This is a genomic window from Rhizobium sp. 05L429, assembly GCF_056397645.1.
Genome location: NZ_JBFTNV010000010.1, coordinates 73,962 through 89,160, shown reverse-complemented (window position 1 = coordinate 89,160; position 15,199 = coordinate 73,962). Strand labels below are relative to the sequence as shown.

Annotated in this window: 15 protein-coding genes; 9 read left to right on the top strand and 6 right to left on the bottom strand. The window is 57.0% G+C overall.

Translation table 11 applies throughout. The features are described from left to right. Positions 1 to 5: 5 nt before the first annotated feature. From AC1DNW_RS12900 to AC1DNW_RS12890, 3 genes are all read right to left on the bottom strand, one after another. Positions 6 to 257 (bottom strand): ubiquitination-like system serine protease family protein, encoded by a 252-nt coding sequence (locus tag AC1DNW_RS12900; RefSeq protein ID WP_477853140.1) that lies wholly within the window; start codon positions 255 to 257, stop codon positions 6 to 8. Positions 258 to 346: 89 nt separating this feature from the next. After that, entirely contained in the window at positions 347 to 1,822 is a 1,476-nt protein-coding gene (locus AC1DNW_RS12895; RefSeq protein WP_477852966.1) for a HesA/MoeB/ThiF family protein, read from the bottom strand. Continuing rightward, complete coding sequence (locus AC1DNW_RS12890) at positions 1,744 to 2,496, bottom strand: multiubiquitin domain-containing protein (RefSeq protein WP_477852965.1); 753 nt, start codon at positions 2,494 to 2,496, stop codon at positions 1,744 to 1,746. The genes AC1DNW_RS12895 and AC1DNW_RS12890 overlap by 79 nt, the downstream gene beginning before the upstream one ends. A gap of 230 nt (positions 2,497 to 2,726) precedes the next feature. Here AC1DNW_RS12890 and AC1DNW_RS12885 point away from each other — a divergent pair, with 230 nt between their 5' ends. The 3 genes from AC1DNW_RS12885 (at position 2,727) to AC1DNW_RS12875 (ending at position 5,042) form a co-directional block, all read left to right on the top strand. Further along, positions 2,727 to 3,071: a helix-turn-helix domain-containing protein gene (locus tag AC1DNW_RS12885; protein ID WP_477852963.1), complete on the top strand. Its 345-nt coding sequence runs from the start codon at positions 2,727 to 2,729 to the stop codon at positions 3,069 to 3,071. Between the two features lie 4 nt (positions 3,072 to 3,075). Continuing rightward, on the top strand, positions 3,076 to 4,035 hold the full coding sequence (locus AC1DNW_RS12880; protein WP_477852961.1) for an ImmA/IrrE family metallo-endopeptidase: 960 nt from the start codon (positions 3,076 to 3,078) through the stop codon (positions 4,033 to 4,035). A 143-nt stretch (positions 4,036 to 4,178) separates the two neighbouring features. Beyond that, entirely contained in the window at positions 4,179 to 5,042 is an 864-nt protein-coding gene (locus AC1DNW_RS12875; protein WP_477852960.1) for a pPIWI-associating nuclease domain-containing protein, read from the top strand. 9 nt (positions 5,043 to 5,051) lie between these two features. On the opposite strand, the gene AC1DNW_RS12870 is transcribed toward AC1DNW_RS12875, so the two are convergent. Both AC1DNW_RS12870 and AC1DNW_RS12865 read right to left on the bottom strand, forming a co-directional pair. Further along, positions 5,052 to 5,942 carry a TIR domain-containing protein gene (locus tag AC1DNW_RS12870; protein WP_477852958.1) on the bottom strand — a complete coding sequence of 297 codons (891 nt, stop codon included), beginning with the start codon at positions 5,940 to 5,942 and terminating at the stop codon, positions 5,052 to 5,054. A gap of 191 nt (positions 5,943 to 6,133) precedes the next feature. Then, positions 6,134 to 6,397: a helix-turn-helix domain-containing protein gene (locus AC1DNW_RS12865; RefSeq protein ID WP_477852957.1), complete on the bottom strand. Its 264-nt coding sequence runs from the start codon at positions 6,395 to 6,397 to the stop codon at positions 6,134 to 6,136. 119 nt (positions 6,398 to 6,516) lie between these two features. Between AC1DNW_RS12865 and AC1DNW_RS12860 the strand changes: the two genes are divergently transcribed. Together AC1DNW_RS12860 and AC1DNW_RS12855 are read left to right on the top strand one after the other, a co-directional pair. After that, positions 6,517 to 7,407 (top strand): LysR family transcriptional regulator, encoded by an 891-nt coding sequence (locus tag AC1DNW_RS12860; protein WP_477852955.1) that lies wholly within the window; start codon positions 6,517 to 6,519, stop codon positions 7,405 to 7,407. 151 nt (positions 7,408 to 7,558) lie between these two features. After that, positions 7,559 to 7,723 carry a hypothetical protein gene (locus AC1DNW_RS12855; RefSeq protein WP_477852954.1) on the top strand — a complete coding sequence of 55 codons (165 nt, stop codon included), beginning with the start codon at positions 7,559 to 7,561 and terminating at the stop codon, positions 7,721 to 7,723. An 823-nt stretch (positions 7,724 to 8,546) separates the two neighbouring features. Here the strand turns inward: AC1DNW_RS12855 and AC1DNW_RS12850 are convergent. Beyond that, a complete protein-coding gene (locus AC1DNW_RS12850; RefSeq protein ID WP_477852953.1) occupies positions 8,547 to 9,677 on the bottom strand; it encodes an ROK family protein in 1,131 nt (376 codons plus the stop codon). A 375-nt stretch (positions 9,678 to 10,052) separates the two neighbouring features. Here AC1DNW_RS12850 and AC1DNW_RS12845 point away from each other — a divergent pair, with 375 nt between their 5' ends. The 4 genes from AC1DNW_RS12845 to tkt all read left to right on the top strand — a co-directional run bounded on the left by AC1DNW_RS12845 (position 10,053) and on the right by tkt (position 15,195). Continuing rightward, a complete protein-coding gene (locus AC1DNW_RS12845; protein ID WP_477852952.1) occupies positions 10,053 to 11,117 on the top strand; it encodes a substrate-binding domain-containing protein in 1,065 nt (354 codons plus the stop codon). A 148-nt stretch (positions 11,118 to 11,265) separates the two neighbouring features. Continuing rightward, a complete protein-coding gene (locus tag AC1DNW_RS12840; protein WP_477852950.1) occupies positions 11,266 to 12,348 on the top strand; it encodes an ABC transporter permease in 1,083 nt (360 codons plus the stop codon). Continuing rightward, positions 12,345 to 13,130 (top strand): sugar ABC transporter ATP-binding protein, encoded by a 786-nt coding sequence (locus AC1DNW_RS12835; RefSeq protein WP_113334940.1) that lies wholly within the window; start codon positions 12,345 to 12,347, stop codon positions 13,128 to 13,130. Before AC1DNW_RS12840 ends, AC1DNW_RS12835 begins: the two co-directional genes overlap by 4 nt. Before the next feature lie 58 nt (positions 13,131 to 13,188). Beyond that, on the top strand, positions 13,189 to 15,195 hold the full coding sequence (gene tkt / locus AC1DNW_RS12830) for a transketolase (protein WP_477853138.1): 2,007 nt from the start codon (positions 13,189 to 13,191) through the stop codon (positions 15,193 to 15,195). Positions 15,196 to 15,199 lie beyond the last annotated feature (4 nt).

Here is a 15,199-nt window from a genome sequence, read left to right as displayed (position 1 = left end):
ATCGATCAATCACACCACCGGATTTTTCCGTTCCGAATGAAAAAATGGGAGCGGCAGCCGACTTGCCGCCAGACAGAAGGGTGGAGCGTGCCCGTTCCATCCTTTTCTACCTTTGCGCGCCAGACAGCTTTTTCGTCATGGACGAGATTCATCTCCAGGACGGCGCCGCAGCCGCATGGGCATATCATCGTTGCCTGCCAGGGTTCTCCATCCTCATTCAAGATGTAGAGGGTCTTTGGCGCTAGGAACCGTGGCATGCTCCCCTCGCGAATTACGCCGCGATATGGGCGGCGTAGCAGCTCGCGAATCTTTCCGGCGAGATAGTGACCAGCATCCAAAATCCACGTCATGAGTGCGGCTCCGAAAGTTCTGGCAAGCCAAGAAGCGGCGAAATCTTTCCGTGGCCGATCCACGGATGAAGAAGAACACAGTCCTCTTGCTCCTCGTCTGCCGTCAACCGCAGCTGTCCGAGGCTGAATTCCACGGATGCGACATCACCGTTCGACATCTGGCGATAGGGGTGAATCCTTGCGAGGAAGTCGTTCACCGCCAAGGCTGCGGCGAACATGTTGATGCTGATCACTGCAGGACGGCTGACGTTCAAGCCGCGGAAATACTTGTCGCGCACCTGCTGTGCCTCTGCTTCCGGATCGGAGTTTGCAAGACCTTCCTGCGCGACTGTCCGCAGCGAGATGACGTCACGAGAAATCAGGCTCGAACGCCCGGGAACGATATAGTGGATCGTGCCGAGAATGTCCTGAATTCGGCCTGCGGCTTCGCCGTCGCCGGTGGCATCGAGCATGACGCCGATGTCGAAGTAAGGGATGATATGATAGGTCGATACAAGGTTCATCGCGAAGCGCCCGGTATGCGTATCGACGCAGCCGAAAATGACGTCGCACACAGAGAGCGCATGAATCGCCGCCGGCAACATCAGAGTTGATGGCACCTTGATGATCCGGGTCGGGAGCTCCGTCGCTATCGCCGCTGCTTCAGCCACGTCCACCTTGTGCCTACCCATGCGGGCATCGGCGACGGTGCTGTTCAGGATCCGGTTCAAATTGCGATCCTCGACGGTATCAGGGTCGATGATGACGATTTCACCGAAGCCCAGGCGAATGAGCTGTTCAAGCAGGGGGCTGCCAGTTCCRGAAATACCCACGATACCTGCGCGCAGTCTTGCGAGCGTCGCCGTTGTACCTTCGCCGAACGCCTGGTCCTGAGATCGTCCGAACGACGAAGAGTGATCGTGAGCGGTTGCGGGGAAAAGCCGAATGTCCGGTCCAGCAACGCTGATCATGTCTATCGGGCTCATTTCGTCGCCCTTCCAGAGGTAGCGGCCAAAGAGCCGGCCGCACGATTGCATGACGACGCTGCCATGCGGAACGTCAGCCCCAACCCACGATCTAACGATCGGCAGAAGCTCGCGATCTCCGACATCGTCGACCTCCGAGAATTGGGGGAAGTTTCCGGGGTGGCAATGGACCTTCAGCACGGTAAGTGCGAGCTCCTCTGCATGATCGAGATGAGGAACAATCAGGTCAGTTGGCCAGGAAATGCGGTCATCAAGCCTTTTGCACTTCTCATGATCGAGCAAGATCACGTCCCGAACGGAAAGGCGGTAGCGGCCTAGATGACTACTTCCTCCGCAGAGCAGGAGGGCGGCGGCCTCGAGACCGTCACCAGGGAAGAGATGGCCTTGCAGCAATGCATGCTGGTCGACCGACATGCTGAGGGTCACGTTCATCGCGAAGCCTCCTGTTCGAAGATTTCCTCGATGAGGAAGACGTGGGTCTCCAGGCAGTCGACGCCCGGCACCCACTGGTTCTGACCAGAACGGTGACGCGACCAGCGCTGGAAGATCTTGTCCTCGATCGGCTGCTCGACCTGCGTCTGCGGGATTTCGCGCCCATCAATGCGAGCAAGCTTCGGGTAGACGTAGAGCATGTCGAGCGGGGTCATGGGGTAACCCTGTTCAAGGCGGATCGCGAGCGACACGCTTTTATAGTTGAAGCACGAAGGGACCGGGAAATCATGGAGAATTGCCCACGTCGAGCCATCCTTGACGATATCGAAACGGTGCCCGTAAGCCTCCAAGAAAGCCATATCGGCGTCCAGGAGCGGCGCATCGCGCCGCCCCTGTACTTCACCATCGGTCTGTTCCTTGCGGATTGCGCGGAACTTTTCGGTGCCCGGATGACGAAGGTCGATCTTCTGGTCGAGATCAACCTTCTGCGGCTTGTGGCCGGCGAGCTTTACGCGGAGCGTATAGTTCTCGGGCGGCGTGAGGCCGGCGAGGAACAGGACCTCGCGACCAGTGATGTGCGGCTTGTCCCAAACGAAAGAGTTGTCGTTGATCTTGAAGCGGTAAGCCTTTGCCAGGGGAGGGCGCTTGCCTTCCTTCGCATAAGCTTCCAGTTCGACAATCTCATCAAGGATTTCTTCGAGAAGTTCCTCGATGCGGGAAACCACGCCTTCATTTCCGATGCTCTGCATTTCTAACCTCGTGGGCTTGTTGTTTGGCTGACCAATCCACCGCGGCTGGTCAGTGACTGCATCATGGTTCAAGCGTGCTAAGTATGTCAAGCAAAAAAATAGCATGCTTGAAAAAATTAGCACAAAGCACGCATGCTTGACTTATCAAGCATACGGGGTAAAATGGCTTGCGCCGCGAAATCCACGGGCAGTGCTGGCGCGCGAAGTGCTGTCGTTGAAAGAGGAGAGTTGTGAAAGTCACCCTTGGAGAATATCTCGGGTCAATCCGCACAGATAGAAAGCTAACTCTTCGCGGAGTCGAAGAGGCGACAAACAAAGAAGTCTCAAATGCTTATCTAAGTCAGATTGAGAACGGAAAAATTCAGAAGCCGTCCCCAAACATCCTTTATTCCCTCGCAAACCTTTATGGCGTGGACTACGACAAACTGATGGAGTTGGCAGGTTATATTACGACGACGCGTACCGATGTTGAGCGCCATGGGAGGGCGGCGACTTTCGCTGAATTGAATTTAACGCAGAACGAGGAAGCCGAGCTGCTGAAATATCTTGGGTATCTGCGTTCTAAGAAGGATTGACCAATTGAAGCCTGACGACAGTTCGCTCACTCCGAGCGAGTATGCAGCAATCCATCGCGMGGCGACCGATCTGTTGAACAAGGCAAGCGCATGGGACCGGCTACCTACGCCGGTCCCAGATCTGCTCGGCGCCGCGAAACTTCGCGTCGCTCAGATGAGCGCGTTCGATCCCCGTTCGCTTCTGCGTCATGCTCGCGAGTTTGGCGAGCGGGCGGCAAACCTTGTTAAATCGGCGATCGAAAAGGTGAGGGGGATCTTCGATGTCCAGGAAGACCTCATCCATGTCGATACCACCGTTGCCGAATCCAAGCAAAATTTTCTCAAGCTTCACGAAGCGGGTCACAAGCACATCCMACATCAGTCTAAGCTTTTTCGCTGGATCCAGGATTGCGATAAGTCGCTGTCCCCCGATGTCTCCGACCAGTTTGAGCGTGAGGCCAACATTTTCGCGAGTGTCGTTCTGTTCCAGGATGGCCGATTTGCGGAAATGGCAGCGGATAGTGCGTTCAGCATAAAAGTGCCGCTTGCGTTGAGCAAAAAATTTGGCGCATCCGCTTACGCCTCCATGAGGGAATATGTCAGGCGAAGCGATCGAGCATGCGCCGTGATTGTCCTCAATCCCGTAGAGATAAGCCCCGTTCTCGGGATGCGTTCCGAACTTCGACGCGTCGAACTCTCACCGCTTTTTCATAAGCGCTTTGGTGAGCTGAAGTTGCCTGATCATGTTGATCGGTTGAGCCCACTTGCGGAGTTTATTCCGCTTGGAGGCCGCCGCATGTCGCGTCCTGGAGCCCTGCGACTTGAAGACAGGAACGGCGATGTCGTTGAATTCATCGCCGAGGGCTTTGCAACGCCTTTCAATAGCTTCATCCTCATCCACGCGACAGCAGAGCTGAAGAAATCAATCGTCGTGCCTTTTCCGTCGAATCGGATCGTGCAAATTGTGACGCAGCAAAAATTCTGAACGCTACGAGGGCGCGCGCCTGTGGATTCCGTTCTCCTGACCTGGGTTTGTCTCCCGATGGGCACAGCTCGGCTTCTTAAAGGCGGCTATCCACCGCTTTACACAGGATGCTTTGAGGCACCGAGAAAGAGTTGATAGGTTCGATGGCTATGCACTACAGAGTCCCAGAATGGTCGGAAATACGTGCAAAGGGAGAGTCGCTCGCCGCCGAACACCCCGATGATCATTTCATGAAGACCGTGCTTGAGGGTGCCTTTCTCGTCGGCGAGAGCGAAAATCCAATTCGGGGCAACCTATGTGCGGCAGCCATGCGTGAGCTCACAGGTCACGTGCTTCATTCAATGGCCCCTGATCAACGGGTGACAGCCTGTCGCTGGTACGAGCTCGTCAAAGATACCAAAGGCCCGACGCGGATGCAGCGGGTCACCTACATAGTGCAAGGCGCTTTGCCGACAGACTTCGTAGAAAAGGTTCTGAAACTTGACCTTAGCGAGATCGCGCGACCACTGCTGAAGACAATCGAAAGGCTCAATCGTTCAACGCATGTGCGGGAAGAAACCATCCTCGATGACGATGAGGAGATTCGTGTACTGGTGGATGACTCGCTTGATGGCTTGTTGGATATCTATGACGCTGCTCGAACTTGCCGGGAAGAAGTGCATCGMTCGTTAAGGACGGAAGTTTTCGACACGGTTCTCGACACATTTCTATCGGAGACCTTGCAGGAACTTGATGAGCTATCAACGCATACCTCCGTCGATGGACATGAAATCGACGACTACACAATTAGGTTCGTCGATGACGAATTCATAGAACTGGCCGTCGCGGGTACCGTTTATGTCGAGCTTCAATATGGCTCCAGGTCGGATATCCGAAATGACATGGGAGCCGTTCTGTCCGACTCCTATCCGTATACTGCAAGCATGAAAGCGCGAGTAATCGAGCCACAGCGTATATTACGAGACAGCGTCGTCGTCTCTGTCGACAACAGCGCTTTCTATGAGTGATATCTCGGCTTACGATCTGGAAACTTTTTCCCAGTTAATTTCGAAGCCCGCATCGGCTAACTCCCGTGCTACCGCCGCCCGCCAACCGTCTTCCATAGGTTGATAAACCATACCAGCGAAATCCGATGGTAGCTCAACGTCACCGCGTGTTAGGGCGCAGACGTTTGACCGCCCGAGACGGCCGATGAAATAGCCCAATTCGAGCATGACGTTTTGACGAGCTCGGAATTTGAATGTTCCATTCACCTTTCGACCTTCATCATCAGGTGTTAGAAGTACGACAGCGAAACCCACATCACCATGCGCTTCTATTTTTTCCATGACTGTGCGCCCGCGATTAGCCTGCTCGTGAAGGATAATTACTTCGAATTCCAATTTTTCTAGAAATCGAGCTACGGTCTCCCGCGCCCCTTCGTCATGCCCATGAACAACGAATATCTTACGTTTCAAGGGACTGCTTTGAGGAGATATCGTTGGGGCGGCGGTCGCGGTGGAAGAATGCGGATCGCTAGTTGAGACCACCACGACCCCAGACTCTGATACGTCGTTCATCGAGCCTGCGTTCGCAGACGCAGTTTTAAAAGCGGATCGTTCTTTCTCGCTTAAGTTAGTCATCCAACTATTGCGGTAGATCTCGCCGGCTTTAGCCACAATCTCGGACTGAAGATAATTGCCGTCGGGAGTTCGCAGCTCCGGATTTTTGAGAGCATAAGTCGCGAGCGATGTCGCCCTAGCCATCAAACCATTTCCCGTTCCAGCGTCGGTATCTTGCAGATCCCATTCCAATCGAAGCGCTTCGAAGCCGGAGTGTCCGACGAACTTCAACATATTCGCGGATGCGATAAGTAAACCTCTCGATGGAAAGGGCGGCATCTTACGGATCTGAGTGACGTCGTTCATTCTGCTTCTCCAACCTTGATGACGACATTACCACATCGAGTCATGTATTGGTGTCAATGGCGCCATTCCGGAGAGCAAGTAGTTGCCTGGACTGGAAAATTTAGTGCCAATAAAAGCTGGTCAATCACGGGGTTGCAGGTTCACACCCCTTCAAGGCGGCCATTCCAGCCGGTGACAAAAAACCTTGGACTTCAGCTCTGCTTGGGTTTTCGTCCCGCCTTCATTGGTTTTGGCTGATCGTCGGTCGAAGGTTCGGCGAAGAAATCCGAAATATCGACAGACAACGCGCCAGCCAGCCGATCCAAAAGGTCAACCGAGGCGTTATGCTTGCCTCTCTCTAAATCGCTTATGACGGTTCTGTCGACCTGAGCGTCAACCGCAAGGTTCTCTTGCGTGATATTCCGCAGAGATCGGAGGTTTCGTAAATTCCAGGCTATGCGCGCTCGAGTGTCCATAGCTCATGGGCACCATCTTGCATTGCATTAATCCATGGGATATAACCGACATATTACCATATCGTCGTAGCCTTGGCGACGTTTGAACACTGTCCGCGCGGGCAGGGTGGGGAGGTCCTGTGGAACTACGCCAGCTATCCTACTTCGTTGCGGTGGCCGAGGAGCTGCATTTCGGTCGTGCTGCGGCCAAGGTGCATATCGCCCAGCCGGCTCTGTCGAACCAGGTGATGGCGCTGGAGAAGGAACTCGGCGTGCAGCTCTTCATCCGTTCGACCAGGCGGGTAGAACTGACGCGGGCAGGGGCGGCCTTCTACGAGCGGTCTGTTCGGATCCTGAGCGAAGTCGACCTGTCGAGGGAGATCGCCCGCTCGGTTGCCGGCAAGACGACGAAGAGGATTGCGATCGGCACGGTCTATCCCGCCACGATCGGCGTGCTGCCGTCCTTCCTGTCGCGCATTGTGAGGAAGTATCCCGATATACGCATGCATATCGAAAGCGGCACCACCGATGACATCATCCGCCATATCGAGGCAGGCCGCATCAATCTCGGCTTCATCAGGCCGGTGGAGAACATCGGCTCCTTGCGCTTCTTTTCGATTGCCCATGAGCGCTATCTGCTGGCAGTGGCAAAGCAGAGCCCGCTTTCATTGAAGAGCGAGATCGATCTCGAGGATCTGCGCTCCGAGAAGATCATCTCCTTTTCCCGGCAGAACCTCTCCTACAGCGAGCGCTATTTCGCGGAGAAGTTCGAGGAGCATGATCTGAGCGACAATGTCGCCTATACCTGCGACGACACTTTCTCGCTGGTGTCGCTGGTCTCGGCCGGTCTTGGCATCGGCTTCGTGCCGGAATGGACGCAGGATCTGCCGAACCGCGGCTTCGAGTTGAAGAAGGTGAGGGGGATCGACTTCAAGGTCGGGCTGGGTGTCGCCTGGAACAGGGAGGATCCGACCGCTGGTCGCGACGACATCATCGATATCGCGCGGTCGCTGGTGCGGCCGGGCAGGTGAGTATGAGGGAGATTTCCGCAGATGATGCGTTTTGCCACTGGCATGCCCAATTAGCAGGAGATGATCCCGATGGCACCATCGAAAGCATAGGGTAACCGCCATGAGCCGAAATGCTACACTCCAATCAGGTTTCCATGCGCATGGAGATGACATGTCGAATCGAGTGGATTTCATTCTTCAGTGTTTGAAATCTGCCAGACCGATTGCCGAGACAAACCCGGTGCTTGGCAGAGTGGTCGAACGCATCGACGAGGCAATCCTCGAGGCCGAGAGCCTTTTGAGGGCGACGCGTGGCAACCACCAACGAAAGCATTGACGCGGAAAACGGCGCCTGCCCGAAAGGGAAGGCGAGGCGTGGGTCGGGAGTGGCCGGCAATAAGTGGCGCGGTGACGGCTATGGGCGATCGGCCCGAAAGCGGAACACGCGGTCGCGGGGCAGTCGGTCCCGCGTCTCCTTCGGACCGCTTTGCTGACGCTCCTGCGGCTGCCCTTCTTCCCGCCCGCGCGTGACGCGAATTCCCGCTTTCTCGCGCCCTGGCGCGGCCTATGCCGGAAGCTCCGATGCGCTGCATTGTCTTTATCATCGCTACGAAGCGGGGTTTATGGAACATCTTGAGATCGACAATGCAAACGTGCGCTAGGTCGCAGACGCCTTTGACTCCGACGTGCCGAATGATAACTCGCTAGATGATGCGAAGTCATTTCTTGGCGAATTGGTTGCTTCACCGCAGAAGAGCAGCAATGTTGGTCCCACCGATGGTGTCAATCAGCACCTCGTAGATCGCCTTCGCTGCTCAAGCTGACGAGGGCGTTTCGGCTTCGGTCTTCCTCCGACCAAAGGGCAGCTCGTGCACCCGGGTGCAAATTGTGACCACGGCCGCCCTAGCGCTCTCATTCCGGTCGTTAACTCTTGTTCGTCTTAGTGCAGGATTTCGACGAAGGACCTGGGGCATACCTCCTTTAACGCTTACCCATCACATACGGTTCGCTCTGACCCGATACCCATGAGATTGACCTTCGTCACGCTCATCGAGATCAGGGTCACCGCGAGCGCGAACGGTGACCAGATTGCGTTCTTCGCGCAATAAGCGAATGACCTCAGTCCCGTCAGTTGCGACGCCTGCAGAAAACGCGATTTACTATGACACAAGCGAAGAGCGCTTAGAGAGTCGCTGGCTGTGGCGCGTTATTACGCCGTCTACGTTCGCCTCTTTCATTTGTTCCTCAATGACGAGGAACGCCGCGCCGACAATCCCGGCATCAGGGTCCGGAGGCGAGATGACTATGTCCAGTTCTCTGGTAGCAAGTGGCAGCGAACGTTTGTAGACAAGTTCCCGAACGCCGGCGAGGAGATGATCGTCCAATATTGCTAGCGTGCCGCCGATTACGATCGTCTCTGGGTTCAGGATGCTTACAAGGCTGGTCATGACCTCGCCAAGGATGCGTCCGGACTCACGGACCAGATGGATAGCTAATGGCTGGCCCGCCCGCACTAGCTGGGTTACATCTCGTGCGTTTCGAGCCTCGATCCCTTCATCACGAAGTTCACGAGCAATCGCCCAACCTGCCGCCCGCGCCTCAACACAGCCGACCTTCCCACATCGACATAGGGGCGCTGGCTCCCGAGCAAACTGTATATGTCCGATATCACCAGCGGCACCCTGAGCCCCGCGGTAGAGCCGGCCTTCAGTGATAATTCCACTCCCGATGCCCGTACCAATCTTCACGAAAACCATTTCGCTGACAGTCGAACGGCGTAGCCGATGGTCACTGAGAGCGAGAAGATTCACATCGTTCTCTGCATAGACCGGCACGCCAAATCTTTGGCCAAGATGCCCACGGATGTCGAAATTATCCCATCCGACCAGGACCGACGGTCCTACAACACGGCCATTGGCGTAGTCCACGGGTGCTGGAAGGCCGATACCGATTCCAATCACATCGCTCGTAGCTCTACCGGTGGCAGCGAGAAGCGCTTCAAACTGCTCTTCGATCCACTCAAGGGCGATCGTCGGGCCGCGAAGGATATCGAACGTTTCGGAAATTTCCGCCAATATCGCCGGGCGAAGGTCGGTAAGTGCCACCCGAATATGCTGTTCGCCAATGTCGGCACATAGTACGACCGCGAAATCCCTGTTCAGGTCCAACGCCCGAGTCGGGCGGCCCCCGCTTGGAAGCGTTTCCTCCGTTTCTCTGATCAGCCCGGCATCGATCAGATTCCCCAGCTTCTGATGAACTGTCGCACGAGAGAGGCCCGACAGTTCGGTCAACAGGCTCCGCGATCGGGCTCTGCCAGATCCTACAAGTGAGAGAATCTGTCCGCTTGCTTTGTCGGAGCTGACGTCGCCCGCACCGCTCTGCCTGGTTTTCCCGTGGGTTTGGTTGGTGCTGGGCATGGATGGATCCTGTCAGTCATGAATGCTCATTTTCTTACATTTCTTGCGCCGCGTGACGAGGCCGGCACGAAGATTTTTCCAAAACCGCGGACCAAAATCAACTTAATAGTCGCTAATTACGTATAAAATTATACAAAAGACCTGGGCGATATGATTGACAGAGAGCAAAAGGCGGTTCATTAACGTTCACGTTTAGACCGATTGGCCTCGGAGGTGGGGTCTCGGTTCGTCAATCTGGGAGGTACTTAAATGATCCGTCAGCTTAAAAACGCCTTGCACAACAGCGTCTCGTCACGGCGCTTGGGCCTAGCTGCACTTCTCGTCGGCGCTGGCATTGCTGGCTTGCCAGGGAGCGTCCTTGCCGAGGACATCCTCATCGGCGTCATTACCAAAACGGACGCTAACCCGTTCTTCGCCAAGATTCGTGAGGGTGCGACCTCGAAAGCGGCGGAACTCGGTGGAGTGAAGGTTCAAAGCTTTGCCGGGAAGTTCGACGGTGACAACGACAGCCAGGTGGCCGCCGTCGAGAACCTGATCTCCGCGGGCGCGAAGGGTATTCTCGTAGTTCCCAGTGACACGAAGGCCCTGGTTTCCGCCGTCGAGCAGGCTCGCAAGGCGGGCATTCTTGTTATCGCTCTCGACACCCCGCTCGAGCCGGCTAACGCTGCCGATGCCACTTTTGCAACGGATAACTTCAAGGCGGGCGAATTGATCGGTGCTTGGGCTGCAAAAAGCGTTGCAGATCCCACCAAAGCGAAGGTGGCATTCCTGGATGCTTTGGAGAACCAGCCGACTGTCGACGTTGCCCGAGATCAGGGCTTCATGAAGGGCTTTGGCATCKATCCAAAGGATGTCTCGCGCTACCTCGATGAAGACGACAACCGCATCGTTGGCCATCAGTGGGGCCAGGGATCGGAAGAGGGTGGCCGTACGGGCATGGAGACGCTTCTCCAGAAGGATAACGACCTGTCGGTCGTTTACACGATCAACGAGCCGACCGCTGCCGGTGCTTACGAAGCGCTCAAGGCAACCGGAAAAGAGGGGTCAGTGCTCATTACGTCAGTCGACGGCGGTTGCCCGGGCGTGAAGAACGTCAAGGCAGGCGTGATCGGTGCGACATCGATGCAGTATCCGTTGAAGATGGCTTCGCTCGGTGTCGAGGCTATCGTGGAATACGTGAAATCCGGCAAGAAGCCAGAGGCCAGCCCAGGTCTTCCCTTCTTCAACACAGGTGTCACGCTCGTGACCGACAAACCGGTACCCGGCGTCGACTCGATCACGTCCGATGAGGCCTTGAAAGCATGCTGGGGTTGATCCCGTTGGTGCTCCGGGTGCTTTGCGCCCGGACACTGTCGTCAACCTAACTCCGCTCGCTTTCGAGCAGCTCGCTACCTGGTCCCGCCGTCGATCAGCGGGACCAGCGTCAGCAGCTTCATAGCGAGCCCAAATAGGGTGTATCCTCATGACAGATTCAAACAAGGTGGCGGCGACGTCGGCCAGCTTCGAAGCACGTCTTTCAGAAAGTGACGATGCGGTCGCTGTATTCGAAAACAAGCGCAATAGCCCCCTCGGTCGGCTGCAGCGGTTTCTTCACAGCAACCCAACGATGGTGCCCTTCATCGTCTTGGCCGCCAGCGTCATTGTCTTCTCGGTGGTCGTTGGCGGACGGTTCTTCCAGCCCTTCAATCTGTCGCTCATTCTGCAGCAGGTTACGATCATCGGTATAATCGGCATCGCGCAAACGATCGTCATCCTAACCGCCGGTATCGACCTGTCTGTTGGGGCTATCATGGTTCTGACATCGACCATGATGGGTCGCCTCGCAATCGTCGCCGGTTTGCCACCTGAACTCGCTTTCCTTATCGGACTAGCAGCCGGGCTTCTCTGCGGCCTGATCAACGGCGTGCTTGTCACCTACGTCCGCCTACCTCCCTTCATCGTTACCCTGGGCAGTTGGAGCGTCTTCGGTGCGCTGAACCTATGGTACTCCGGCAGCCAGACAATCCGCGGGCAGGAAGTAGCCGAGGCTGCTCCGATCCTGCAGTGGATGGGCGCAGCCGTTCAAATCGGCGGAGCGCGCATCACCATGGGGACCGTCCTTATGATCGCTCTTGCTGCCGGCGCTTGGTACGTACTCAACCGCACAGCGTTCGGTCGGCACGTCTACGCCACCGGTGATGACCCCGATGCTGCTCGACTTGCCGGTATCAATACACGGCGCGTGTTGCTCGCGGTATACGGATGCGCTGGTCTTATCTCGGCTATCGGCGCTTGGGCACTGATCGGACGCGTGGGCGCTATCAGCCCCACCTCAGGCTCGACTGCAAACCTTGACTCCATCACGGCAACGGTCATCGGCGGAACTTCCCTCTTCGGTGGTCGCGGGACGATCGTCGGAACCCTGATCGGGGCACTCATCGTTGGTGTGTTTCGCAACGGTCTCGCACTCGCTGGGCTCGATGCGCTTTGGCAGGAGTTCTCCGTCGGAATTCTAATCGTAGCCGCCGTCGGCGTTGATCAGTGGATTCGGAGGGTTGCGGCATGAGCCAGGGACTCGCTCTTGAAGGTCGTGGCCTCACCAAGACCTACGGCAATGTCGTCGCGCTTAACGGCGCCGACTTCGAACTGCGCCGGGGGGAAATCCTTGCGGTTATCGGGGACAACGGGGCTGGCAAGTCGACCTTGATCAAAGCGCTCGCCGGCGCGGTCATCCCGGACGCCGGGGAAATCAGGCTGGACGGCAAGCTGACTGCCTTTAAGTCCCCTATGGACGCGCGAGCAGCCGGTATCGAAACGGTATTCCAGAACCTCGCGCTGTCGCCGGCACTCTCCATCGCCGATAACCTCTTTCTCGGACGGGAAATGCGGGTCGGCGGCATGCGCGGTTCGATGTTCCGGTTACTCGATCGAGCAAAGATGGCAGCTGAAGCACGGCGTCATCTCTCAAACCTGGGATTGATGACTGTTCAGGACATCCATCAAAGCGTGGAGACGCTCTCGGGTGGCCAGCGCCAGGGTATCGCTGTTGCGAGGGCCTGTGCGTTCGGTGGACGGGTGATCATCCTGGACGAACCAACTGCGGCGCTCGGTGTAAAGGAGTCGCGGAAGGTTCTGGACATGATCCAGGGCGTTCGTGAGCGGGGACTGTCGATCGTCCTCATTAGCCACAACATGCCCCACGTCTTCGAGATCGCCGACCGCATCCACATTCACAGGCTTGGAAGGCGTGCTGCCGTGGTCAATCCACGGGTCGTCACGATGTCCGACGCCGTAGCGATAATGACCGGGGCGGCGACCGCGGCCGATTTTGCCCAAGCAACGGCCTAAGCCACAACCGGTGGCTTAGGTCAGCCCTTATTCCCGCATGAATAAAGTCATGGAAAATATGTCTCACAGCAACGCCACACTCGCCAACGCCATCAGAGCGCTTTCAATGGATGCCGTGGAGGCAGCCAAATCAGGTCACCCTGGTATGCCGATGGGCATGGCGGAAATCGGGGTTGCACTCTGGACGCGTCATCTTCAGCACAATCCGGCCAACCCTAACTGGGTGAACCGCGACCGCTTTGTTCTGTCGAATGGTCATGGCTCGATGCTCTTGTACAGCCTCCTTCATCTGACCGGCTACGAGGTTACCGTCAAGGACCTCAAGGCATTCAGGCAACTGCATAGCCGGACACCAGGGCACCCGGAATTCGGTTACACCCCTGGCGTGGAAACGACGACTGGTCCACTGGGGCAGGGTGTAGCTAACGCGGTCGGGATGGCCATCGCCGAACGGCTTTTGGCGTCTGAGTTCAACCGGAGCGAACTTAACATCGTCGATCACCATACTTACGTTTTCCTGGGCGACGGCTGCTTGATGGAGGGGATCAGTCACGAGGCTTGTTCACTCGCAGGTACGCTGCGCCTTGGGAAACTCATCGCAGTGTACGATGACAATGGCATCTCCATCGATGGTCATGTCGGCGGATGGTTCTCCGATGATACTCCCAAGCGTTTCGAAGCCTATGGCTGGCACGTGATCCGCGGGATCGACGGTCACGACGTCGAAGCCGTTGATCGTGCAATTGCCGAGGCGAAGGCGGAGACCGACCGACCGACCCTGATTTGCTGCCGCACCACGATCGGCAAGGGGTCGCCCAACAAGGCTGATAGCCACGATAGCCACGGTTCCCCGCTCGGTGCTGCCGAGGTCGCACTTACCCGGGCGGTATTGGGCTGGAATGACGAGCCTTTCGACATCCCAGCAACGGTGTACGAGGCATTCAACGCCACTGCTGCAGGAGCGTCACGAGAAGCAAAATGGGTGCAGGTTTTCGACCGGTACCGGTCCGAGTACCCAGTGCTTGCAGCCGAGTTCGACCGCCGGATGAGCGGCGAGCTGCCGGCGGAATTTGCCGCGAAGATGGAAGAGGGCCTCGAGGCCGTAGTCGCGAAAGCTGAAACGATAGCGACCCGAAAGGCGAGTCAGAACGTTCTGGAGCTTGTCGCGCCGCTGGTTCCCGAACTGGTTGGGGGATCGGCCGACCTGGCAAGTTCCAACCTAACGATGTGGAGCGGAACGCGTGCGCTTGGCCAGTCCGGTTCTGGCAACTACGTCTATTACGGTGTTCGCGAATTCGGCATGGCCGCGATCATGAACGGGATGTTGCGCCATGGTGGTGTACGTCCGTACGGCGGCACCTTCCTGATGTTCTCCGAGTATGCCCGCAATGCTTTGCGGATGGCGGCGCTGATGAAGGTCGGCGCTATCCATGTATTTACGCATGACTCTATCGCACTGGGGCAGGACGGCCCAACCCACCAGCCGATCGAGCAGCTTGCGACGTTGCGGCTAATGCCGAACATGGACGTCTGGCGGCCCTGCGACACAGCGGAAACGCTTGTCGCCTGGCAGGTCGCGATCGAGAATGTCTCCAATCCAACCAGTCTGATCCTCTCAAGACAGAACCTTCCCTTCCAGACCCGCGACGCCGACAAACTGGCGGCCATTCGGCGCGGCGGATACATCCTCAAGCAGGAGGGGGGAGCACTTGCTGCGGTCGTTATCGCGACGGGCTCTGAAGTTGGACTGGCCATCGAAGCCCAGACGCGGCTCGCCGCGGAAGGCATTCACGTCCGCGTCGTATCGATGCCCTCAACCTTCGCCTTCGACCGCCAGGAGAACGCCTACAAGGACATCGTCCTCCCGCGCGGCCTGCCGCGCCTCGCTGTCGAGGCCGGAGTGACGGACTACTGGCGCAAGTACGTCGGTCTCGACGGAGCCGTCGTCGGTATCGACACTTTCGGAGAGTCCGCCCCCGCCGAGGTGCTTTTCGAACACTTCAACATCACTGCAAAGGCTGTCGTTGATGGTGTCAGAACGATGCTCGAAGCGAGAAAAGGATAACGGC

Bases quoted from the DNA above. Each gene is read 5' to 3' on its own strand.
- AC1DNW_RS12900 (WP_477853140.1), bottom strand. From the start codon at position 257: ATGCCACGGTTCCTAGCGCCAAAGACCCTCTACATCTTGAATGAGGAT.
- AC1DNW_RS12890 (WP_477852965.1), bottom strand. From the start codon at position 2,496: ATGCAGAGCATCGGAAATGAAGGCGTGGTTTCCCGCATCGAGGAACTT.
- AC1DNW_RS12870 (WP_477852958.1), bottom strand. From the start codon at position 5,942: ATGAACGACGTCACTCAGATCCGTAAGATGCCGCCCTTTCCATCGAGA.
- AC1DNW_RS12865 (WP_477852957.1), bottom strand. From the start codon at position 6,397: ATGGACACTCGAGCGCGCATAGCCTGGAATTTACGAAACCTCCGATCT.
- AC1DNW_RS12855 (WP_477852954.1), top strand. From the start codon at position 7,559: ATGTCGAATCGAGTGGATTTCATTCTTCAGTGTTTGAAATCTGCCAGA.
- AC1DNW_RS12840 (WP_477852950.1), top strand. From the start codon at position 11,266: ATGACAGATTCAAACAAGGTGGCGGCGACGTCGGCCAGCTTCGAAGCA.
- AC1DNW_RS12835 (WP_113334940.1), top strand. From the start codon at position 12,345: ATGAGCCAGGGACTCGCTCTTGAAGGTCGTGGCCTCACCAAGACCTAC.
- tkt (WP_477853138.1), top strand. From the start codon at position 13,189: ATGTCTCACAGCAACGCCACACTCGCCAACGCCATCAGAGCGCTTTCA.